Genomic DNA, 21,829 nt, shown 5'->3' on the forward strand with positions numbered 1-21,829 from the left:
GTACTGCCCGGGTTGTAGCGGCTAGCGCAGCCAGGGCAGGTCGGCACCCGCTTCGTTCGGCTGAAGTCCCTCGGCGACGATCTGCATGATCTCGCCGAGGGACTTCTGCTGTTCCGGGGTGAGCCGGTCGAAGAGCGCGTTGCGTACGGCGGCCACATGGCCCGGCGCCGCGTTCTTCAGGACGTCGAGGCCCTCGTCGGTCAGTACGGCGAACTGGCCGCGCTTGTCGGAGGGGCAGTCCTCGCGCCGTACCCAGCCGTTCTTCTCCAGGCGTGCGATGGCGTGCGAGAGGCGGGAGCGGGTGATCTTCGCGTCCATCGCCAGCTCGGTCATCCGCAGTCGGCGGCGGGGGGACTCGGCGAGCTTGACGAGGAGGCCGTAGTAGATGTGCGGCATGCCGGCGTCCCGTTGCAGCTGCCGGTCCATGTGGTCCTCGAGGAGGGTGGTGGCGTGCAGATACGAGCGCCAGATGCGCTGCTCCTCTGCGGTGAGCCACTGCGGCTCGTGAGCGGGTGCGGCTGCCTTCGTCATGTACTCCACTCTAAAGGGTTCGTCCTTGAAATTTAAACAAGTGGCACCTACAGTGATGGGGAGTAGGAAATTTAGAGTTCAAGCAAGTGCAGCAAGCCGAGCCATCTGAGCAAGCGGAGCTTGGAGCAGTTCGAGCTTGAGCAAGCCGAGCCGCCGAGGGAGTTGCCGCCATGTCCGCCGCCACCCAGGAGCGTGCCGTTCCGCAGGAGCGCATGCCCGCCCTGTATCTCAGCCACGGCGCCCCGCCCCTCGCGGACGACCCCGTCTGGCCCGGACAGCTCGCCGCCTGGTCCGCCGACCTGCCCCGCCCCAAGGCGATCCTCATGGTCTCCGCCCACTGGGAAGAGGCCCCCCTCGCCCTCGGCGCGGTCGAGCCGGTCCCCCTGGTCCACGACTTCTGGGGCTTCCCCGAGCACTACTACAAGGTGCGCTACGACGCCCCGGGCGCACCGGCGCTCGCCGAGAGTGTGCGCAAGCTGCTGCGCGCCCCCGGGATCCCCGTACAGGACATCCCCGACCGGGGCCTCGATCACGGGGCGTACGTCCCCCTCGTCGAGATGTTCCCGGCCGCCGACATCCCGGTCCTCCAGATCTCCATGCCGACGCTCGACCCCGTGAGGCTCATGGAGATCGGCCGCAAGCTCGCGCCGCTGCGCGACGAGGGCGTGCTCATCGCGGGCTCCGGGTTCTTCACCCACAACCTGGCCGCGCTACGGCACACCGGCGGAGGAGTGCCCACCTGGTCCTCGGAGTTCGACGACTGGGGACGGCACGCGCTGGAGAACCGGGACTGGGACGCCCTGCTGGACTTCCTGCACAAGGCCCCCGCGGGCCGGTACGCCCACCCGCGCACCGAGCACTTCGCCCCGCTGTTCGTCACCATGGGCGCCGCGGAGGTGTCCGGCGAGCTGGACGCGCAGAAGTCGGTGATCGACGGGTTCTGGCTGGGGATGGCGAAACGGTCGGTGCAGTTCGGCTGAGCCGCCGGACGTGCTACCCGGTCCGCCCCGCTACAGGTCCCTCTCGTACCAGGCGACGTCCCAGTAGCGGCCGAACTTGCGTCCCACCTCGCGGTACGTGCCCACGTGCCGGAAGCCGAAGCGTTCGTGCAGCCGCACGGACGCTTCGTTGGGCTGGGCGATGCCCGCGTACGCGCGGTGCAGGTCCTCGCCGGACAGGGCCTCGAAGAGTGCCTTGTAGAGGAGCGTGCCGACACCGCGGCCGGCGGCGTCCGGGCGGAGGTAGATCGTCACCTCGACGGAGGTCGCGTAGGCGGGCTTCGCGCGGAAGGGGCTGGAGGTGGCGTACCCCAGAATTTCCTGTGAGTCCGTGTCCGTGGCAACCATCAGCCGGTACGGGCCGTCTTCAGGGTGGGAGAGCAGCCAAGGGCGGCGCTCCTCCGGAGTGAAAATCGCGGTATCGAATGTGATCGGCGTCTCACGTACGTAGTGGTTGTAGAGGTCGGTGAGGGCTTCGAGATCCCCCTCGATTCCCGGCCTGACCTGCACCTCTGTACGTTCCGACGGCATTCGTCCTCCTCCTGGGGTCCGACAGGGTACTGCATGATCAGAAAAATCGGGGGACGGGTTGGGAATTCTGTCCTGATTCCAGTCGTTGTTTCCATCGGATGCAGGGCACCCGAGGAGAGTCCCGAGAGAGTCCCGGGAGGACCCGAGTCAGTGCGCCGGCGTCCAAGGACCCACCCGCTGACCCCACCATCGCAAGGGAGCACGCATGGCAACCCGTGCCGTCGCCCGTCGTCAGTCCGCCTCCGGCGAGACCGGCGCGGCAAGCAGCGCTCGCGTCCACGGCGGAGAGATCGCCGACCGCGATCTGGTCGGCATGTACCTCGACGAGATCGCGCGCACGCCTCTGCTCGACGCCGCCAAGGAAGTCGAGCTGTCGCAGATCATCGAGGCGGGTGTGTTCGCGCGGCAGGTCCTCGACGGATCCGAGGAGTCCAAGGCGGACGCCTCCCGTGAGGAGCTCGAGGCGCTCGTCGCCGAGGGGGAGCGCGCCAAGGACGTCTTCATCCGTTCCAACCTGCGGCTGGTCGTCGCGGTCGCCCGCCGGTACCCGCGCAGCGGTCTGCCCCTGCTGGACCTGGTCCAGGAGGGCAACGCCGGACTGGTCCGCGCGGTCGAGAAGTTCGACTACCGCAAGGGCTTCAAGTTCTCCACGTACGCCACGTGGTGGATCCGCCAGGCCATCACCCGGTCCATAGCGGACCAGTCGCGCACGATCCGGCTGCCCGTCCACCTCGTGGAGGAGCTGGGCCGGATCCGCCGCGTGCAGCGGGAGTTCAACCGCGAGCACGGCCGCGACCCGGAGCCCCTGGAGATCGCCACCGAGCTGGGTTCCAAGCCGGAGCGCGTCATCGACGTGCTCGACTGGGCGCGCGACCCGGTCTCGCTGAACATGCCGGTCGACGACCAGGGCGAGACCCAGTTCGGCGACCTGCTCGAGGACACCTCGGCGGTCTCGCCGGAGCAGTCCGTCCTCACGCTGCTGCGCAGCGAGGAACTGGACGGCCTCATCGACCGCCTCGACCCGCGCACGGCCTCCATCATCAAGATGCGGTACGGCATCGACGACGGCCGCGAGCGCACGCTGACCGAGGTCGGCAAGGAGCACGGTCTGACGCGTGAGCGGATCCGTCAGATCGAGAAGCACGCCCTGCTGGAGCTGAAGAAGCTGGCCCGGGACACCGGGTTCGAGGCGGCGGCGTAGGACGGGCCCGCGCCCGCAGGGGTTCGCGTCCGGGGCGCGAGGTGCGTCCCGGGGCGGGTTCCGGGCGGGTGCGGGTTTTGCCACCGGCGTACGCGGGGTGGCGGAACTGCGCGCAAACATGGCGGAGAAGGTCGCTTCAACCGGTGGCTCCGGGGGAAAAACCCTCCTGGGCACGGGAGTTCGAGCGACCCCTCATGAACGACAGCTTCTGAACGACCCGTCACGAACGACTTCTCTGAACCACGTCCCGACGCACCCCCCCCGGCGCCGGGACCTCCCGAGTCGGGCTTCGGCGCCGCCCCCCCCTGGCGCCGAGGTCCGGCTCTTTTTGTGCGGCGGCGCGATAGGCGTCCTTCGCGCGGCACGTCGGCGTCCGTGCCGACCGCTGGGGCGTACGGGCAGGGGGGAAGGGCGGGGCACCCCGTACCTGAACCCCGGGGTGGCCCGCCTGGATGGCAGATTGTGCCACATGGGCATAGCCTGCCGGTGTGACAAGCTCCACCCCCGCACCACTTCCCTCCTCCAACACCCCGCCCGCCCCGGCTTCACTGACCGAGCGGCGCAAGGCGGCGACCCGGATGGAGATCGCCCGAGCGGCCGCCTGTCTCTTCGCCGGCCGGGGCCTCAAGGCCACCCGCGCCGAGGACATCGCCCAGGCGGCCGGCATCGCGCCACGCACCTTCTACCGGTACTTCGCCTCCAAGGAGGAGGCCGTCGCCCCGCTCTACGCGGCCGGCGCCCAGCGCTGGGCGGAGGCGGTGCGCGAGGCCCCGCCCGAACTGTCCCTGCCCGACGCCCTGGAACACGCGGTACGGCAGACGCTCACCCCCGGCGTCGGGGTCTCGGCGGCGTCATGGGAGTGGGTCCGCACCCTCATCCGCCTCGCCTCCACCAGCCCGGCCCTGGGCAAGGTCTGGGCGGAGGTCTGCCATGCGTCGGAGGGGGCGCTGGGGGAGGTGCTGAGAGAACGGGCGGCCAGGGGGACTGCCCTGCCCGACAACGTTGCCGAGCCCGGCAGTCCCGCTGAGCCGGCCAGTTCCGCTGGGCCCGCCGAGCCCGGCAGTCCCGCTGAGCCCGGCGGGCCGACTGAGCCCGGCGGGCCGACTGAGCCCGGCAGTCCCGCTGAGCCGGCCAGGCCCGGTGAGCCCGCCAGGCCCGCTGAGCCCACCGACCTCACCGGGCCCACCCCGCGCCAGCGCTTCATCGCGGCGGTCGCGGGGGCCGCGGTCCGCGTCGCCGTGGAGAGCTGGTCCACGACCGACAGCCCCCCGAACGGCCCGGACGGTCCGGCGGAACTCGCCCTGAGGAACCTGGAGGCGGTGCGGGGGATGGAGTGGCGGGAGCGCGAGTAACGCTCCGGCTAACCGTTCCCGTTCCCGTTGGCGTCCGCGGCCCCGGCGGCATGGCCCGGCCCCGCGCCCGCTCTCCCCAACCGTCCCCCCAACTCCCGTACGCGCTCCACCAGTTCCCCCGGTGAGTGGACCGCGAACTCGTGGCCCAGCATGGCCAGGCGGACCGCGAGCCATTCCATGGGGTCGCCGGTGACGGCTCGCAGGCGGCAGCCGTCGGGGGTCTGCTCCGGGTGGCCGTACCAGGACGGGAGCTGTGCGGCGACGGTCTCGGCCGGGGCCTGGAAGGTGACCTCGAACTCGTAGGTCTCCTGGCGGCGTTGGATCGACTGGCGCAGGTACTCCGCCGCGTCCCCCTGCGGCACCTCCCGCGGGGTGAAACGGGTTCCGGTGGCGAAGGGCTGCCCCACCCGGTCGACGCGGAAGGTGCGCCAGTCGTCGCGTTCGAGGTCGTAGGCGACGAGGTACCAGCGGCGGCCGGTGGAGACGAGGCGGTACGGCTCGGTCAGGCGGCGTGACTCGGTGCCGTCCTTCGCGCGGTAGGCGAACCGCAGCCGCTCGTGGCCGGCGACCGTCGAGGCGATGACGGTGAGGGTCTCGGGCGCGATGCTGGCCCCGTCTCCGCTGGTCAGCGGGGTGGTCGCGGCCTGGAGCGTGGCGACCCGGTGGCGCAGGCGGGCCGGCAGCACCTGTTCCAGCTTTGCCAGGGCCCGTACGGACGCCTCGTCCACGCCCTCGAGCGCGTGCCCGGCGCCCGCCCGCAGGCCGACCGCGATCGCCACCGCCTCCTCGTCGTCGAGGACGAGCGGGGGCATCGCCTTGCCCGCGACCAGCCGGTATCCGCCGTCGGAGCCCTTGGTCGCCTGGACGGGATAGCCGAGTTCCCGCAGCCGGTCGATGTCCCGTCGGACCGTGCGGCGGGACACCTGGAGCCGGCCGGCGAGTTCGCCGCCGGGCCATTCGCGGGGCGTCTGGAGGAGGGAGAGGAGTTGCAGCAGCCGAGCCGGAGTGTCCGTCGTCATGCGTCCGAGGATGCCCTACCAGTAGGACACGATCTGACCTACTGCGATCCTAGTGTCCTCGCATGACCTCCAACGAGACCCAGTTCTCCGCCGGTCCCGGGCCGGCCGAGCGCCCCCCGAGGGCGGACGCCCAGGCAGCCGTGACCGCACCAGGGGCGGTGGGCGACCGACGCCGGTGGTTCGCCCTGGCGATCGTGATGACCGCGGCCTTCATGGACCTCGTCGACGTCACGATCGTCAATATCGCCATCCCGTCCATGCAGCGCGACGCGGGCGCCTCCGACAGCCAGGTCCAGTGGATCACCGCCGGTTACGCGCTCGCCTTCGCCGCCGGCCTCATCACCGGCGGACGCCTGGGCGACATCTACGGCCGCAAGCGGCTGTTCCTCCTCGGCGTCGGCGGCTTCACCATCGCCTCCGCGCTGTGCGGCTTCGCCGTGAACCCGGAGATGCTGGTCGCCTCCCGCCTCCTCCAGGGCGGCATGGCGGCGCTCATGGTCCCGCAGGTGCTGTCGATCGTGCACGCCACCTTCCCGGCGCACGAACGCGGCAAGGTCTTCGGACTCTTCGGTGCGGTCGTCGGCCTGGGCGCGGTCTCCGGACCGCTGCTGGGCGCGCTGCTGATGGAGTGGAACCTGTTCGGGCTGGAGTGGCGGCCGATCTTCCTGATCAACCTGCCGGTCGGCATCGCGGCCCTGGTCCTCGGCGGCCGCTTCATCACCGAGTCGCGCGCGCCGAAGGCGCTCAGGCTCGACCTGGTCGGCGTCGCACTGGTGACGCTCGGTCTGCTGATGCTGCTCTACCCGCTGACCCGCGGCCGAGAGCTGGGCTGGCCGCTGTGGGGACACCTGTCGATGGCCGGCGCGTTCGTCGTCTTCGGCGCGCTGGTGGCGTACGAGCGGCGCAAGGGAGCGCGGGACGGCTCGCCGCTGATCGAGCTCTCCCTCTTCCGGGTCAAGAGCTTCGCCGCGGGCATCGCGGTGCAGACGGTGTTCGGCGTCAGCCTCGGCATCTTCTTCCTGGTCTGGACGCTGTACATGCAGATCGGCCTCGGCTGGAGTGAGCTGCGCGCCGGTCTCACGGGGATCCCGTTCTCCCTCGCGGTGTCGACGGCCGCCGGTCTCTCCGTGCAGAAACTGGTCCCGCGCTTCGGCCGCAAGGTGCTCCAGGCGGGCGCCCTGACCATGGCCGCCGGTGTCCTGCTCTACCTGTGGGAGTCCGGGCGATACGGCCTCGACATCGCCCCCTGGCAGATGATCCTCCCGCTCACGGTGATGGGCGCCGGCATGGGGCTGATCGTCGCCCCGCTGACCGACGCGGTGCTGTCGGAGGTGCCGCGTGAGCACGCCGGTTCGGCGTCCGGGCTGATCAACACCGTGCAGCAGATGGGGAACGCGCTCGGCCTCGGCCTGGTGTCCGTCGTCTTCTTCGGCCGGATCGGCGAGCGGCTGACCCCGGCGGAGACCGGCCCGGAGTTCGTGGACGCCTTCCGGTACGCGCTGGGCTGGGTGACCGCGGTGCTGGGCGTCATCTTCGTGCTGATGTTCGCCCTGCCGAAGCGGCCCGCCCAGCATGTGGAGGGCGCGGGGGCGGCGGAGCTGCCGGCGGCGGAGAAGGAGCCGGAACTCGTGTCCTGAACCGGGGCCGAGCGGGCCTGACAGGGCCTGTCACGAGCGGGCCTGACAGGGCCTGTCACCTGCCGAGGTGACAGGCCCTTCTGTCGTTTCTGATCCTCTCCGCCACACTCGGACATCGCTCGAAGTCCGTTCATGCCCGAATCACGTCCGAACCTGTTTACTTTCTGGAAATCCGGGCGTAGCCTCCGTGGCGAAACCACAAGTTCGGGCATAAACCCGGTAACGGTCGGAGGCGAACGGACATGTACGCACCGGAGCGGCAGCAGGAGATCCTCCGGCTCGCCCGTGACGGCGGCCGGGTGGACGTCCTGTCGCTGGCCGAGGAGTTCCAGGTCACGGCGGAGACGATCCGCCGCGATCTGAAGGCCCTCGACCGCGCCGGCCTCGTCCGCCGCGTGCACGGCGGTGCCATACCGGTCGGACGCCTCGACTTCGAGCCGGACCTCGCCGAGCGCGAGTCCACCTCCGCCGACGAGAAGGACGGCATCGCCAAGGCCGCCCTGACCGAACTGCCGGCCGAGGGCACGATGATCCTCGACGCCGGTACGACGGTCGCCCGCCTGGCCGCCGCCCTCCCGCTGGAGGCCTCGCTCACCGTGGTCACGCACTCCCTGCCGATCGCGGCCCGCCTCGCCGACCACCCCGGCATGCAGCTCCACCTGATCGGGGGACGCGTACGGCACCGTACGCGTGCCGCCGTGGACGCCTGGGCGCTGCGGGCGTACGGCGAGATCCGCGCCGACGTCCTTTTCCTCGCGGCGAACGGATTCTCCGCCGAGCACGGGCTCACCACCCCCGACCTCGCCGAGGCCGCGGTGAAGCGGGCGGCGATGGCCGCGGCCCGCCGGGTCGTCCTGCTCGCCGACTCCACCAAGCACGGCCAGGAGCACTTCGCCCGCTTCGGCGACCTGAGCGATGTGGACCTGCTGATCACCGACAGCGGGCTGAGTCCCGACGACGCGGCCGCCATCGAGCGCGGCGGCACGGAAGTAGTACGCGCATGATCCTCACCGTCACCCCGAACCCGTCCCTCGACCGCACGTACGAGGTCCCCTCACTCGACCGCGGTGAGGTCATCCGCGCCACCGGCGAGCGCATGGACCCCGGCGGCAAGGGCGTGAACGTCTCCCGGGCCGTCGCGGCCGCCGGACGGCGCACGGTCGCCGTACTGCCCCTGGGTGGTGCGCCGGGCGCGCTCGTCGCCGATCTGCTCGACGCACAGGGCATCGAGGTCGCGCCGGTCCCGGTCGCCGGGGCCACCCGCTCGAACATCGCGCTCGCGGAGTCCGACGGGGTACTGACGAAGATCAACGCGCCGGGTCCCGAGCTGTCCGCGGAGGAGCAGGAACTTCTCCTGGAGACCGTGCGCGAGCAGTCCCACGACGCCGACTGGATCGCCTGCTGTGGCAGCCTGCCACGCGGGCTCGCGCCCTCCTGGTACGCCGACGTGGTCGCGCGGGCGCACGCCGGGGGCGCGCGGATCGCGCTGGACACCTCGGGGCGCGCGCTGCTGGAGGCGCTGCGCGAGCGGCCCGACGTCGTGAAGCCGAACGCCGAGGAACTCGCCGAGGCCGTCGGACGCCCCCTGGCGACCGTGGGCGACGCCGTGAAGGCGGCCGAGGAGTTGCGCGAGATGGGCGCACGCGCCGTGCTGGCGAGCCTGGGCGCCGACGGGCAGCTCCTCGTGGAGGACGGGGGCACCTGGTTCGCCACCGCGCGCGTCGACGCCGTCCGCAGCAATGTGGGGGCGGGGGACTCCTCCCTCGCCGGATTCCTCATCGCCGGCGGCAGCGGCCCGCAGGCGCTCGCCTCCGCCGTCGCACACGGCGCGGCCGCCGTCCAGCTGCCCGGCAGCGTGATGCCGACCCCGGCCGACCTGGACCCGGCGGTGGTGACCGTCACCGCGGAGGTACCGGTGGACCGCGAACTGAAGGAGCCGGTGTCATGACCCCCGACCTGGCGCCTGCCACGGCCCACCACCTGGGCTCGCCTGTTACGGCCCACCCCTCGGCGTCGCCTGTTACGGCCCACCACCCGGTGCCTGTCATGGTGGCCGCCCTCAACCGGGTGCCTGTCGTGACGGCCCTGCACCCGGTGCCTGTCATGGTGGCCGCGCTCAACCGGGTACCTGTCGTGACGGCCCTGCACCCGGTGCCTGTCATGGTGGCCGCGCTCAACCGGGTACCTGTCGTGACGCCCCTGCACCCGGTGCCCGGCCCGGCGGTCGTCGAGCCGGTGCCTGTCGTGGCCGTCCTCCACCCGGCGCCGCACGAGGCGTTCACGTCACCGGACCCGTTCACACCGGTAGCCCGGACGACCTCGGCCGGGACCCGGCGAGGTTCCCCGTTACTCGCCGCCCAGCACGGGCAGCGTGGCGTCCTGAGCCGCCCCGCTGACCAGGGCAGGCAGGGCCCGAACCGGCCTGCCGGCCCGCGGAGGCGGGGCTTCCCCGGTCCCGCCTCCGCCCGCCCCACCTCCCCCCACCGCACCCCCGTCCCCCTTTGCGCCCAGCACACCCCCCGGGCGATACGCGAGCGAAGGAGCCCGCGATGAGCGAGATGATCACCGCGGAACTGGTCGACCTCGACCTGTCCGCCAGCACCAAGGAAGCAGCGGCGCGGTCCCTCGCCGAGCGCATGGTGGCCCTGGGCCGGGTGACCGACCTGGAGGGCTTCCTCGCCGACGTGGCCGCCCGCGAGGCCCAGATGCCCACCGGCCTCGACGGCGGCATCGGCATCCCGCACTGCCGCAGCGCCCATGTCACCGAGCCGACGCTCGCCTTCGGGCGCAGCGCCGCCGGCATCGACTTCGGCGCGCCGGACGGCCCGGCCGACCTGATCTTCCTGATCGCCGCCCCGGCCGGGGCGGACGACGCCCACCTGACGATCCTGTCCTCCCTCGCCCGGCAGCTGATGAACGCCGAGTTCACCGACGCGTTGCGGTCGGCGGGGGACGCGGCGGCCGCGGCGGCGCTGATCCGCGGGGAGGAGCCGGCGCCTGCCGGTTCGCCTGCCGGTTCGCCCGCCGGTGCCGAAGACTCCGCTGCGGCGTCGGCGGCGGCCTCCGCCGACGCCGCAGCGGGTACCGACGCGGGCGGGGACGCGGGCGCTGACGCCGGTGCCTCCGAAGAACGCCCGTTCCGTATCGTCGCCGTCACCTCCTGCCCCACCGGCATCGCCCACACCTACATGGCGGCCGAGTCGCTGGAGAACGCGGGCCGCGCGGCGGGCGTCGAGCTGGTCGTCGAGACGCAGGGCTCGGCCGGTTTCACCCGGCTCGACCCGGCGGTGATCGCGGCGGCGGACGGCGTGATCTTCGCCCACGACGTGCCCGTACGCGACAAGGACCGCTTCGCCGGGAAGCCGACGGTCGACGTCGGCGTGAAGGCCGGCATCAACAAGCCCGCCGAACTCATCGCCGACGTGCGCGGCAGAGCCGAGCGCGGCGAGGTCACCGCGGGCGCCAAGGGCGGTACGCCGGTCGAGCGGGCCGGTGAGTCCGGCGACAACTACGGCACCAAACTCCGCAAGTGGCTGATGACCGGCGTGAGTTACATGGTCCCGTTCGTCGCCGCGGGCGGTCTGCTGATCGCCCTCGGGTTCGCGATCGGCGGCTGGGAGATCAACAAGGCGCCCTCCGTCATGGAGCACTTCTCCTGGACCCAGGTCGACAGCTGGGGCGCCCTGCTGTTCCAGATCGGCGGGGTCGCCTTCGGCTTCCTCATCCCGGTCCTCGCCGGATACATCGCCTACGGCATGGCGGACCGCCCAGGTCTGGTCCCCGGCTTCGTCGGCGGAATGATCGCCTCCAACATCGCGGCCGGCTTCCTCGGCGGTCTGGTCGCCGGTCTGCTGGCGGGCGCGGTCGTCCTCGCGATCCAGCGGATCAGGATCCCGACGGCACTGCGCGGCATCATGCCGGTGGTGGTGATCCCGCTGATCTCCTCGATCGTCGTCGGCTTCCTGATGTTCGTCGTGATCGGCAAGCCCATCGCCGAGGCCCAGAAGGGCATGACGGACTGGCTGTCCGGCCTGTCCGGCACCAACGCGATCCTCCTCGGTGTCCTGCTCGGCCTGATGATGTGCTTCGACCTCGGCGGCCCGGTCAACAAGGTCGCGTACGCCTTCGCCACGGCCGGTATCGCCGTCGCGGATCCCAGCGACTCCGCGATGAAGGTCATGGCCGCCGTGATGGCCGCGGGCATGGTCCCGCCGCTGGGCATGGCGCTGGCGACCACCCTCCGCAAGAAGCTGTTCACGCCGACCGAGCGCGAGAACGGCAAGGCCGCCTGGGTCCTGGGCGCCTCCTTCATCTCGGAGGGCGCGATCCCGTTCGCCGCGGCGGACCCGCTCCGGGTCATCCCGGCCTCGATGGCGGGCGGTGCGGTCACCGGCGCCCTGTCCATGGCCTTCGGTGCCACGCTCCGCGCTCCGCACGGCGGCATCTTCGTGGTCCCGCTGATCGGCAACCCGTTCCTCTACCTGGTCGCCATCGCGGCCGGGGTGTGCGTCACGACGGCTCTGGTCATCGTCCTCAAGGGCCTGCGCAAGCCGGTCGCCGGGGCCGCGGCTCCCGGCGGGCAGAACGGCACGGCCGTCACGGCGGAGAGGAAGCAGCCGGTGGCGGCGTAACCAGCCGCATCGCACGCGCCTTTCGGGAGACGTGCACCACCTGCGAGATACGTCACGGTCCGGGACGAAAGTCCCGGACCGTACTGTCTTCGGTGTCTACTGTTCGACATGCCTGAGCACCTCTCGATCCCCCACCCGACGGGCACGGCGGCCGTCGCCCTCGCCCTCGCGGGAGCCGCCTGGCTGATCGCGGTGACCGTCCTGCTGCGCCGCCCCCGTCCGGGCACCGGCGCGTGGGGCGCCTGGACCGGTGCTCAGCGCACGCGGCGCACGGCCCTGGGCGCGATGCGCCCGGGTCACGACGCGATACCCCCGGGACCACGCGGACGACGCCGGACAACAGGCCTACGCCGCCGGGACACACACGCACGGCGTCAGGAAACGGACGTACTCCGTCCGGGCCCGGCCCGTCCCCCGCGCCTCCCCGCCCTCCCGCCGCAGCCCCGAACCGGGCCGCCCTCGGAGACCGTCGAGCTCACCCCGGCGGAGCGGGCCGCCTTCGCGGGTCTCGTACGCCGGCTCAGCGGCGACCGCTGAATCCGCGCCGGGGCCCCGGCCCGGGGCGCCGTGGTGAGTCCGGCTCAGGAGACCTGTGCCGCCCGCCGCTCCATCGCCTCGCGGGCCGCCTTCTCGGTGGGGTACACCTCGCACATGTGCCGTCCGTCAGGAGTGGCCGTGTGCTCGACCTCCCACAGCGAGACCTCCTGGCCGTCACGGAGCAGGAACGCGTGCTCGTACAGCGCGAACCCCAGGCCGATGCGTCCCGCACGGCAGGGCCTGCCGAACGCCTGGGTGATCTGGTGCGCGAAGGCCGACATCAGCAGCGCGGCCGTGTCGGCGCCCGGCCGGTCTGCGTTCTCCGCCCGGCGCAGCAGCCGGCGCGCGTGGTCCGCCGAGTCGTCCGGCACATACACGTGCCGCGGGGCGGGGATCGGCGCCAGCTGGACCAGCACCGGCAGTTCGAAGTCCGTCGCGTCCGCCGGGAGGGGCAGCCGGGCCGTGGCGGCCCGCAGCTCCTCCTCGTCGACGTACACCTCGTGCTGCGGCTCGCTGCCCGGGGTCGGGTTGTGGACCAGCTCCCACAGGGTGAGCGCGGAGCCGTCCGACAGCAGCCAGGTGTGCCGGTACGTCTCCCGGTGCAGGCCCGCGCTGTGGTGCGCGGAGTGCAGCGAGCTGTCGTGCGCCAGCGCGCAGTCGAGCCGTCTCACACACTCGTCGGGCAGTTCGAACGAGTTCAGGGCGCGACCGAGGAGCCGCGCGAGGTGCTCCTCCGGAGTCTCGGGCGACTCGGCTGCTTCGTGCGCTGCCGTCTCGTACGGAACGCTCAAGGTTTCTCCCGGCGTTGCTGCATGTCACCTTGTGGGTGCATACCGTAGCTCCTCGGTCGGACATCATGTCCGGGAACCGGGAAAACGTACGCCGGGAAAACGCGGAAGCCGCGCGAGAAGTTCCCGCGCGGCCCGATGATTCGTCAGGAACCGCCGGTCAGAGGGCTTGTCCGCCGGAACGGGAGGCGCTCGGACGGGTCAGGTCGCGCTCCCCGCGATCCATTCGCTCCACGCCAGGTTCCACCCGTTGAGCCCGTTGTCCGGGGCGACCGTCTTGTCGGGGGAGTTCTTGACGATCACCACGTCACCGACGAGCGAGTTGTCGTAGAACCACTTGGCGGGGGTGTCGCCCTGGGCGCCCCGCGCGTCCGCGAGTCCGACGCAGCCGTGGCTGGTGCCCTCCCGGCCGAAGGGCGGATTGCCCTTGTTGTACCAGTAGTTGCCGTGGATGAAGGTCCCGGACTGTGTCAGACGCATCGCGTGCGGCACGTCCGGGATGTCGTACTCGCCGCCCAGACCGACCGTCCGGCTGTTCATCCGCGTCTGCGTGAACTTCTCCGTGATCACCATCTGGCCGTTGTACGTCGTGTGCTGGGCGCTGCCCGAGGAGATCGGGACCGACTTCAGCGTCGTGCCGTCCCGCACCACCGACATGGTCTGGGTGCCGACATCGACCGTGGAGACCTGTGAGCGCCCGATGGTGAAGGTGACCGTCTTCTTCTGCACGCCGTGGACGCCGTTGGCGCCCTGCACGCCGTCCAGGTCGATCTTCATCGTGACCTTGGAGCCGGCCTTCCAGTACTCCTCGGGCCGGAAGTCGAGCCGCTGCGACCCGAACCAGTGCCCGACCACCTTCTGCCCACTGCTGGACGAGACCGTGATGTGCGACTGGACGGCCTTCTTGTCCTCGATGGCCTTGTCGAAGGTGAACGACACCGGCATCCCGACACCGACCGTCGTGCCGTTGTCCGGCGTGTACGTCCCGATGAAGCTGTTCGCCGAGGACACCGTCGTGAAGACCGAGTCGGCCGCCACCGTCCGGCCGTTCGCGTCCTTCGCGGTCGCCGATATCTCGTACTTCGTCCCGCGCTCCAGCTGCTCCTTCGGCTTCCAGCTGCTGCCGTCCGCCGACAGCGAACCCGCCACGACCTGCTCCGTCCCGGCCACCGTCATCTTCACGGTGGCCAGCCGGCCGTCGCTCACCTTCACGCCCGTGCTGTTGATCGACGCGCCTGTCGAACCGTCCTCGGCCGAGATGACGATCTTCGCGGTCCTCGTCCTGGCCGAGTTCCCACCGCCCTTGCCGTTCTTGTCCTCGGCGTTGGCGCTGCCGCCGCAGGCGGTCAGGGTGAGGGCGCCGACCACCAGGGCGGCACAGGCCCCCAGTGTGCGCCGCGCTGTTTTGTTCGGCGTTGTCACGGGCTGCTCCAGCTTCGTGTGTTGTGCGTGATCCGCTCCAGTACGTGGGAGAAGAGGACCACCACGGCCGGTGGGGTTCCCGCCGTCCGCCGCTGAACCCATCGCGTGACAGAACCGGGACAATGACCCGCCTCCTGGGGCGACTTGCTACCGGCTCCCGTACAACTCCTCGTACGACGGCCACGTCCCGCCGGCCTCCGCCACCGACTCCGCGGCCCGCACCGCCCGTACGATCGCCCGCGTCACCATGTCCGCGCCCGCCGCGAGGACGTCGTTCAGGGCGAGCGGATGCGCGCTGCCGACAGGGCCGGTGCCGAGCGGACGCGTGCCCGTCGCCAGCGCGAACACGGTGTCCCCGTCGTGCAGCAGATGCACCGGCCGTACGGCGCGGGCGATGCCGTCGTGCGCCGTGCCCGCCAGCTTCTGCGCCTGCGCCTTCGTGAGGTCCGCGTCGGTCGCGACCACCGCGAGGGTCGTGTTCAGCGGCGGGGGCGCGCTCGCCGCGGCGCTCTCCGCCAGGCGCCGGCGGGCGGCCTCGTGCACCCGCTCCTCCGGATACTCCACCCGCCCCTGGAACAACTCCCCGTACAGCACGCCCGTTTCCGGGTCCATGACCGAGCCCGCCGCGTTGGCCACCACCAGCGCGGCCACCGTGATGCCCGAGTCGAGCACGATGGCGGCGGTGCCGACCCCGCCCTTCATCGCCCCGACCGCGGCGCCCGTCCCGGCGCCCACGCACCCCTCCGGCACCCGGGCACCGGGTGCGCTCGCCGCGGCGGCCTCCACCGCGGCCCGGCCGAACGCGGCGTCCGGGCGGGCCCGGAAGTCGCCGCCCCGCCCCAGGTCGAAGACGCACGCGGCGGGCACCACCGGCACGACGTGCGCGGGGTCCGCGCCGACCGGCACCCCGCGCCCCCGCTCCTCCAGCCAGGCCATCACCCCGGACGCCGCGTCGAGTCCGTAGGCGCTGCCGCCGGTCAGCACGACCGCGTCCACACGCTGCACCACGTTGCGCGGGTCGAGGGCGTCGGTCTCCTTGGTGCCGGGGCCACCGCCGCGCACATCCACGGCGGCCACGGCCCCGCCCTCCGGCGCGAGGACGACCGTGGTGCCGGTCAGCCACCCGTCACCGGTACGAGAGGCATGCCCCACCCGCATCCCCGCGACATCCGTCAGAGCACCGACTGTCAGAGCGTCAACTGTCATGGACCCCAGTCTGGCCCGCCCCCGTCCTGCGGGGCGGCTGTCACCCCCTTCCGCACGCCGCCTCCGTCAAGCGGACGCCCTCATACCGCCTCCGTCGCACCGTGCGGCGCCTTCTCCCGCGCGACCATGCGTGCCGTCAGCGTCGTTCCGGCGGCCACCGCCAGCGCCGCCACCAGGCCGGCCGCGAGGACCGCCCAGTCACCGAGGAAGGTGCAGCAGATGACCAGCAGCGCGGTGACCGGCAGCACCGACTGCTGGGCGAGGCCCACCTTGAAGTGGCGGGAGTGCAGCGCCCAGACGGTCAGCAGATACAGCGCCGTCGGCAGGGTCACCGCCGCCGACGCGGTGAGCGTCGACAGGTGCGCCTTGCCGACCGCCTGCTCGACGGCCACCTCCAGGCCCGCGCCGATCGCGGCGGCCGAGGCGAAGACGATGTAGTGGCCGTAGCCCCACTGGAAGGCCTCCTTGCTGGAGCGCAGCCGGCCGTGGATGGGCACCACGAAGTAGATCCACCACGCGGAGAAGATGATCAGCAGCCCGCCCGCGGCGATCGGGAGCAGTTCGTCGAGCGCGTCGTTCTCGTCGATGCCGACCTTCACGGCGACCGTGGCCGCGGCGATCGTCTCGCCGAGCACGATGATCGTGAACAGTCCGTACCGCTCGGCGATGTGGTGCGGGTGCCAGGAGGTCGGGTGGTCCTTCTCCGCGTGGACGGGAACGCACATCTCCAGCAGGGCCATCACCAGGAACAGCCAGGGCTTGCCGCCATCGGGCAGGAACAGGAGGCCCAGCCAGCCGATCTGGCAGAGCGCCACGCCCACGGCGTACCGCAGGGCCATCGCTCTCTCCGGGCCCTCGCTCGACCTTGCGACGCGCAGCCACTGCGCGGTCATCGCGAGCCGCATGATCACGTAGCCCACGACGACGGCCAGGAAGTCATGGTCCTCGAACGCCCGTGACACCCCGGCGGCGAGGACCAGGACGCCGGCGATCTGTATGAGGGTGACGACCCGGTAGAGGACGTCGTCGTTGTCGTACGCCGAGGCGAACCAGGTGAAGTTCATCCACGCCCACCAGATGGCGAAGAAGACCATCGCGTAATTGAGGATGCCCTCCCCCGTGTGGGACTCCGCCACGGCGTGCACCAGTTGCATGCCCGCCTGGGCGATGGCGACGACGAAACAGAGGTCGAAGAACAGCTCGAGCGGAGAGGCGGCGCGGTGGGCCTCGCCCCGTCCACGCGCGGTGAGCCTGCGCAGCGGCTTGGCGTGCGTCGGCGTGCCGGGGGAGGGGGAGGGCGAGGAGGGTGGCGGAGGGGGACTGGTCGTCATGGGTCCCAGCACAGCAGATAACCCCGGGAAACTCTTGCCGAGGAGTGCACGGACGGGTGACAGGGGAAGCCGCGCGTAAAGATGCAGCTCAGGAGGGTGCTGAGGGGTCCGAGGGGTCGGGGACCGGTCGGCGGCCGAGGGCCACCCCGGCCGGCCCCCCGGCGCGCACCCGGGGCCGTACCCTGGAGGCATGAGCACCCCCGCCGCCCCCGAGCCGCGCGAGCCGAAGGCCGCGCTGATCTTCGACGACCCGCTGGACCGGCAGTCCTCGGACGACACGGACCACGGATGGGGCGAGCGGCCCGGAGCCGGCGGCGACAGCGCGGCCGACCTCAAGCGCTTCCTCGACGAGAAGCCGCCCCACCACATCTGACCCCGGCGGGCCCGGCGGACGACCGCAGGCAGGGCCCCGCACAGGACCGCTACCGCTACCGCTACCGCTCGCCGTGCCCGGAGCCGCGCTGGGCGACCAGGGCGTCGCGGATCTCCTTGAGCACCTCCAGCTCGGTGATCTCGATGACCTCCTGCGTGCCCTCCTTGGCGCTCCTGCGGGCCTCCACCTTCGCCAGGTACTTCGACATCGGCAGGACCATCAGGAAGTAGACGACGGCCGCCGTGATCACGAAGGTCAGCGTCGCGCCGAGGACGGAGCCCCACAGGATCCGGACGCCCGTGGCGGTGTCGCCCGTACCGGTGCAGGGCCCCTTGATGCAGGAGTTGTAGCTGTCGAGGTTCTTCGTCCCGATGGCCCCGATCAGCGGGTTGATGACCCCCTTGACCACCGAGTTGACGATGTTCGTGAAGGCCGCGCCGATCACCACCGCGACTGCCAGATCGACGACGTTCCCGCGCATCAGGAAGGCTTTGAAGCCTTGCAAGACGCTCGCCTTTTCGCTCACCTCGGTGACACTCCTCGCATGTACAGGTTGTGGAACAAACAGCTCCGCAACCTACGTCACCCCGATGCGGGCGTGTCCAATTCGGTAGCTCGGACGAGGGACTTGACACCAGACCGGGCAGAAGGCGCACTGCGGGACTCACCACAGGGTCACCGCCAGCCGGGCCGTGGCGCTCGCGCCGGCGAGGCGGGTCGCGGTGGACCGGGGCATGGACAGCACGACCAACGCGCCGCCGTCACCGCTGCCCCCGTCGCCCCAGGCAGCACCCTTGTCACCGGCGCCGACCGAGCCGACCGCCGGCTCCGGAACCTTCGTCACGAGCGCACCGCGCGCGACGACCTCGGCCTCGCCGTCCGGCCCCGCGGCCCGTTCGGCGGGGACGACGGCGATGACGTCGACCCGGTCACCGGGGCGCAGCAGACGGACGGTGGCCGCGTCGGTGATCCGCACCGCCGCCCTCACCCTTCCGGCGGTGCGAGGGCCGTCAGCAGGGGCGCGCGCCGATGACTGCGCGCCCGTGTGCGTGCCCGCGCCCGGGTGTCCGCGAGCCGGATCGCCGTCCCGCGGGCCGGCCGCCACGAGCGCGGCGGCCGTGACGGCGAGCCCGACCGCGAGAGCCCGCCTCCGGTTCCGCACCAGCCCGTGCAGTCGGTGAAACACGCCCCGGACCCGCACCGGAGCGAACTGCGGGACCTCGCACGAGGGAGGGACGGGGAGAGAAGGAGGGCCAGGGAGAGAGGGAGGGCCAGGGACGGGAAGCGGCAGAGGGAGGGAGGGAGGGGGAGGACGAAAGGACAACGGGATCACCACCAGCGACGAGGACGGGCCTGCCCCTCCACGATGAGCCCTCGCGCCGCCGCCCGCCGGAGCCGGTGGACCACCGCCGGACTGTGGACAACTCCCTCACCCGAACGATGAGTTCCGCCCCCGACGAGGCCCCGATTGCCCCTACGGCAGCTCGAACCCGGGGTTCAGTCCGCCCAGCGCGTTCACGCACAGACAGTCCCGCTCCCCCGTCGCGGGCAGCGCGGCCACCGCGTCGAACAGGACACCCCGCATCCGGTCCACGTTCGCCGCGAACACCCGCAGCACCTCCTCGTGGGAGACGCCCTCACCGGTCTCGGCGCCCGCGTCCAGGTCGGTGACCAGGGTCAACGACGTGTAGCAGAGTTCGAGTTCACGGGCGAGTGCCGCCTCGGGATGGCCCGTCATGCCCACCACCGACCAGCCCTGCGCCTGATGCCACAGCGATTCGGCGCGGGTGGAGAACCGCGGCCCCTCGATCACGACGAGCGTCCCGCCGTCCACCGGCTCCCACTCCCGCCCGCGCGCCGCCTTCAGCGCGGCCGAGCGTCCGGTGGAGCAGTAGGGGTCGGCCAGGGACACGTGCACCACGTTGGGCACCGAGCCGTCGGGCAGCGGCAGCCCGTCGAAGAAGGTCCCCGGCCGCGACTTCGTCCGGTCGACCAGCTGATCCGGCACCAGCAGCGTGCCGGGTCCGTACTCGGGACGCAGACCGCCCACCGCGCACGGGCCGAGCACCTGGCGCACGCCGACCGAGCGCAGCGCCCAGAGGTTGGCCCGGTAGTTGATCCGGTGGGGCGGCAGATGGTGGCCGCGACCGTGCCGGGGCAGGAACGCGACCCGCCGGCCGGCGATGTCACCGAGGAAGAGGGAGTCGCTGGGCGGCCCGTACGGGGTCTCCACCTGGACCTCGGTCACGTCGTCCAGGAACGAGTAGAAGCCCGAGCCGCCGATTACACCGATCTCTGCGTTCGCCATGACCAGCACAGTAGCGGGCGCCGCTCACGGGCTTGATCCGGCTCCGGAAACCCGGCGGCTCACCGGGCTGCCCGCCGACGCCGGAGAGACACCGAGGACCCCACCGTCGTACGACGGCGAGGTCCCGGGAAGGAAGCCTGCTAGGCGGCGGAGCTGCCCGCCGAGGTTCCGGAGCTGGACGGCTTCGAGTCCGAGGAGGACGACGAAGACGACGAAGGCGTGCTCGAGGGCGTCGACGACTTCGACGGCGCCGCGGCCGGCGAGCTGCTCGACGAGGAGCCGCGGCTGTCGTTCCGGTAGAAGCCGGAGCCCTTGAAGACGATACCGACGGCGGAGAACACCTTCTTGAGGCGGCCACCGCAATTGGGGCACTCGGTGAGGGCATCGTCGGTGAACTTCTGCACCGCCTCGAGGCCCTCGCCACACTCGGTGCACTGGTACTGGTAGGTCGGCACTGTCTTCCTCCTGGCACTCTCACTCAATGAGTGCTAACGACGGTCCATACTGACGCATTCCCCGGGATCAGTCCACCGCGACCGGCAAGCGGTGACCGACGCCACGTGCGACAGTACGGCCCCGTGGCCGCCCCACCAGCCGCGAACGCAGCGCCAGCAGGGTCCCGAGGGCCAGGACCGTACCGGCCAGCGGCACCAGGAAACCGGCGCCGCCCCAGAAGCGGTCCTCCAGCTGACCGGCGGCGGTGACGGCCACCGCCTGGCCGAGCGCCACGGCGCCGGTGAGCCAGGTGAACGCCTCGGTGCGCGCGCCCGCCGGGACCAGCCCCTCGACCAGCGTGTAGCCGGTGATCAGCGCGGGCGCGATGCACATGCCGACCAGCAGGCCGAGGCCCGCCAGCAGCAGCACGGAGTGCGCCGCCCACAGGCCGGACGCGGTCAGGGCCAGCGCGGCGTACCCGACGACCAGACGCTGCTGGGGGGCCGACTTCCAGGCGACGGCGCCGCAGACCAGGCCGGAGAGCATGTTCCCGGCGGCGAAGGTGCCGTACAGGACGCCGTTCAGGCCGGGCTCGCCGATCGACTCGGTGAACGCGGCCAGCGAGACCTGCATGCCGCCGAAGACCGAACCGATGCCGAGGAAGGCCACGATCAGCACGCGCACACCGGGGATGCTCAGGGCGGAGGCGTGCTCCACGCGCGCGTGCCCGTCGACGGCGACCGAGGGCTGGGTGCCCTTCTGCGCGGCGAACAGCAGACCCCCGATCAGGGTCAGCGAGGCCTCCGTCACCAGGCCGGCGGCCGGGTTCACGGCGGTGCACAGGGCGGTCGCCAGGAGCGGGCCGACCACGAAGGTCAGCTCGTCCGTGACGGATTCGAAGGCGGCCGCCGTGGTCATCAGGGGCGAGCCCTTCAGCTTCACGCCCCAGCGCGCCCGCACCATCGGGCCGACCTGCGGGACCGAGGCGCCGGTGGGCACGGCCGCCACGAACAGCGCCCACAGAGGGGCGTGGCCCAGCGCGAGCGCCGTCAGGATCAGCCCGGAGAACGAGTGCACCAGGACGCCGGGGATCAGTACGGCGCGCTGGCCGTAGCGGTCGGCGAGACGGCCGGTGTAGGGCGCGCACAGCGCCATGGAGACACCGGTGACGGCCGCGACGGCGCCCGCGACGCCGTAGGAGCCGGTGGTGTGCTGCACGAGCAGCACGATGGAGATGGTGAGCATGGCGAACGGCTGGCGCGCGGCGAAGCCGGGCAGCAGGAACGTCCAGGCGCCGCGGGTGCGCAGCAGCTGTCCGTACCCCGGACGGGGCGACGCCGACGAGTCCTTCGACGGCTCGGAGGTGACCGTGGATGCCACGGCCCGTGCCTTTCTGCCGCCTGGTAGCGCGACCCCTTGTGTGTACGGGCGGCGCCGAGAGCTGTCCTCTTGCGCGCACTGCGGTAGATACCGGTGCCCACACGGGGGGTGTTCCGGCCGCCATACGGTCGCGCCAGCTCTGCGTCAGA

The 21,829-nt window shown here is 71.7% G+C and carries 21 protein-coding genes; 9 read left to right on the top strand and 12 right to left on the bottom strand.

Annotation, left to right across the window (positions count from 1 at the left end; genetic code table 11):
- Window positions 1-21 precede the first annotated feature (21 nt).
- Window positions 22-531, bottom strand: coding sequence for a MarR family winged helix-turn-helix transcriptional regulator (locus ACFWJX_RS04700; RefSeq protein ID WP_383236764.1), 510 nt, complete (start codon window positions 529-531; stop codon window positions 22-24).
- A gap of 170 nt (window positions 532-701) precedes the next feature.
- Here ACFWJX_RS04700 and ACFWJX_RS04705 point away from each other — a divergent pair, with 170 nt between their 5' ends.
- Entirely contained in the window at window positions 702-1,511 is an 810-nt protein-coding gene (locus ACFWJX_RS04705) for a dioxygenase (RefSeq protein ID WP_383236767.1), read from the top strand.
- A gap of 30 nt (window positions 1,512-1,541) precedes the next feature.
- Here the strand turns inward: ACFWJX_RS04705 and ACFWJX_RS04710 are convergent, their stop codons facing one another.
- The gene (locus ACFWJX_RS04710) at window positions 1,542-2,060 is read right to left on the bottom strand and encodes a GNAT family N-acetyltransferase (protein WP_383236770.1); all 519 of its coding nucleotides are present in this window, start codon (window positions 2,058-2,060) and stop codon (window positions 1,542-1,544) included.
- 205 nt (window positions 2,061-2,265) lie between these two features.
- On the opposite strand from ACFWJX_RS04710, the gene ACFWJX_RS04715 reads away from it, so the two are divergent.
- The gene (locus ACFWJX_RS04715; RefSeq protein WP_252555591.1) at window positions 2,266-3,261 is read left to right on the top strand and encodes an RNA polymerase sigma factor RpoD/SigA; all 996 of its coding nucleotides are present in this window, start codon (window positions 2,266-2,268) and stop codon (window positions 3,259-3,261) included.
- 578 nt (window positions 3,262-3,839) lie between these two features.
- Window positions 3,840-4,613, top strand: coding sequence for a TetR family transcriptional regulator (locus tag ACFWJX_RS04720; protein ID WP_383237368.1), 774 nt, complete (start codon window positions 3,840-3,842; stop codon window positions 4,611-4,613).
- Window positions 4,614-4,621: 8 nt separating this feature from the next.
- Here the strand turns inward: ACFWJX_RS04720 and ACFWJX_RS04725 are convergent, their stop codons facing one another.
- Window positions 4,622-5,632: a helix-turn-helix transcriptional regulator gene (locus ACFWJX_RS04725; protein ID WP_383236774.1), complete on the bottom strand. Its 1,011-nt coding sequence runs from the start codon at window positions 5,630-5,632 to the stop codon at window positions 4,622-4,624.
- 197 nt (window positions 5,633-5,829) lie between these two features.
- On the opposite strand from ACFWJX_RS04725, the gene ACFWJX_RS04730 reads away from it, so the two are divergent.
- The 5 genes from ACFWJX_RS04730 to ACFWJX_RS04750 all read left to right on the top strand — a co-directional run bounded on the left by ACFWJX_RS04730 (window position 5,830) and on the right by ACFWJX_RS04750 (window position 12,437).
- The gene (locus tag ACFWJX_RS04730) at window positions 5,830-7,269 is read left to right on the top strand and encodes an MFS transporter (RefSeq protein WP_383237371.1); all 1,440 of its coding nucleotides are present in this window, start codon (window positions 5,830-5,832) and stop codon (window positions 7,267-7,269) included.
- A gap of 242 nt (window positions 7,270-7,511) precedes the next feature.
- The gene (locus ACFWJX_RS04735) at window positions 7,512-8,273 is read left to right on the top strand and encodes a DeoR/GlpR family DNA-binding transcription regulator (protein WP_383236777.1); all 762 of its coding nucleotides are present in this window, start codon (window positions 7,512-7,514) and stop codon (window positions 8,271-8,273) included.
- On the top strand, window positions 8,270-9,217 hold the full coding sequence (pfkB, locus tag ACFWJX_RS04740) for a 1-phosphofructokinase (protein WP_383236780.1): 948 nt from the start codon (window positions 8,270-8,272) through the stop codon (window positions 9,215-9,217). Before ACFWJX_RS04735 ends, pfkB begins: the two co-directional genes overlap by 4 nt.
- Before the next feature lie 601 nt (window positions 9,218-9,818).
- The gene (locus ACFWJX_RS04745) at window positions 9,819-11,900 is read left to right on the top strand and encodes a fructose-specific PTS transporter subunit EIIC (RefSeq protein ID WP_383236782.1); all 2,082 of its coding nucleotides are present in this window, start codon (window positions 9,819-9,821) and stop codon (window positions 11,898-11,900) included.
- 108 nt (window positions 11,901-12,008) lie between these two features.
- Window positions 12,009-12,437, top strand: a complete 429-nt coding sequence (locus tag ACFWJX_RS04750; RefSeq protein WP_383236785.1) for a hypothetical protein — start codon at window positions 12,009-12,011, stop codon at window positions 12,435-12,437.
- A gap of 44 nt (window positions 12,438-12,481) precedes the next feature.
- Here the strand turns inward: ACFWJX_RS04750 and ACFWJX_RS04755 are convergent, their stop codons facing one another.
- The 4 genes from ACFWJX_RS04755 to ACFWJX_RS04770 all read right to left on the bottom strand — a co-directional run bounded on the left by ACFWJX_RS04755 (window position 12,482) and on the right by ACFWJX_RS04770 (window position 17,184).
- Window positions 12,482-13,228, bottom strand: coding sequence for a DUF6227 family protein (locus ACFWJX_RS04755; RefSeq protein ID WP_383236788.1), 747 nt, complete (start codon window positions 13,226-13,228; stop codon window positions 12,482-12,484).
- A gap of 198 nt (window positions 13,229-13,426) precedes the next feature.
- Window positions 13,427-14,647, bottom strand: a complete 1,221-nt coding sequence (locus tag ACFWJX_RS04760) for an Ig-like domain-containing protein (protein ID WP_383236791.1) — start codon at window positions 14,645-14,647, stop codon at window positions 13,427-13,429.
- A 147-nt stretch (window positions 14,648-14,794) separates the two neighbouring features.
- Window positions 14,795-15,853: a P1 family peptidase gene (locus ACFWJX_RS04765; RefSeq protein WP_383236794.1), complete on the bottom strand. Its 1,059-nt coding sequence runs from the start codon at window positions 15,851-15,853 to the stop codon at window positions 14,795-14,797.
- A gap of 80 nt (window positions 15,854-15,933) precedes the next feature.
- Window positions 15,934-17,184: a low temperature requirement protein A gene (locus tag ACFWJX_RS04770; protein ID WP_383236797.1), complete on the bottom strand. Its 1,251-nt coding sequence runs from the start codon at window positions 17,182-17,184 to the stop codon at window positions 15,934-15,936.
- Window positions 17,185-17,374: 190 nt separating this feature from the next.
- On the opposite strand from ACFWJX_RS04770, the gene ACFWJX_RS04775 reads away from it, so the two are divergent.
- Window positions 17,375-17,557 carry a hypothetical protein gene (locus tag ACFWJX_RS04775; RefSeq protein ID WP_073495991.1) on the top strand — a complete coding sequence of 61 codons (183 nt, stop codon included), beginning with the start codon at window positions 17,375-17,377 and terminating at the stop codon, window positions 17,555-17,557.
- Between the two features lie 61 nt (window positions 17,558-17,618).
- Here ACFWJX_RS04775 and ACFWJX_RS04780 read toward each other — a convergent pair whose 3' ends face one another.
- The 5 genes from ACFWJX_RS04780 to ACFWJX_RS04800 all read right to left on the bottom strand — a co-directional run bounded on the left by ACFWJX_RS04780 (window position 17,619) and on the right by ACFWJX_RS04800 (window position 21,680).
- Window positions 17,619-18,083: an MscL family protein gene (locus ACFWJX_RS04780; protein ID WP_383236800.1), complete on the bottom strand. Its 465-nt coding sequence runs from the start codon at window positions 18,081-18,083 to the stop codon at window positions 17,619-17,621.
- A gap of 138 nt (window positions 18,084-18,221) precedes the next feature.
- Window positions 18,222-18,881 carry an RcpC/CpaB family pilus assembly protein gene (locus ACFWJX_RS04785; protein ID WP_383236803.1) on the bottom strand — a complete coding sequence of 220 codons (660 nt, stop codon included), beginning with the start codon at window positions 18,879-18,881 and terminating at the stop codon, window positions 18,222-18,224.
- Window positions 18,882-19,031: 150 nt separating this feature from the next.
- A complete protein-coding gene (locus ACFWJX_RS04790; RefSeq protein ID WP_383236806.1) occupies window positions 19,032-19,865 on the bottom strand; it encodes an S-methyl-5'-thioadenosine phosphorylase in 834 nt (277 codons plus the stop codon).
- 140 nt (window positions 19,866-20,005) lie between these two features.
- Window positions 20,006-20,320 carry an FmdB family zinc ribbon protein gene (locus ACFWJX_RS04795; protein WP_383236809.1) on the bottom strand — a complete coding sequence of 105 codons (315 nt, stop codon included), beginning with the start codon at window positions 20,318-20,320 and terminating at the stop codon, window positions 20,006-20,008.
- 67 nt (window positions 20,321-20,387) lie between these two features.
- Window positions 20,388-21,680, bottom strand: coding sequence for an MFS transporter (locus ACFWJX_RS04800; RefSeq protein ID WP_383236812.1), 1,293 nt, complete (start codon window positions 21,678-21,680; stop codon window positions 20,388-20,390).
- Window positions 21,681-21,829 lie beyond the last annotated feature (149 nt).

The organism is Streptomyces sp. NPDC058335 (genome assembly GCF_042723915.1).
Taxonomy (GTDB): Bacteria; Actinomycetota; Actinomycetes; order Streptomycetales; family Streptomycetaceae; genus Streptomyces.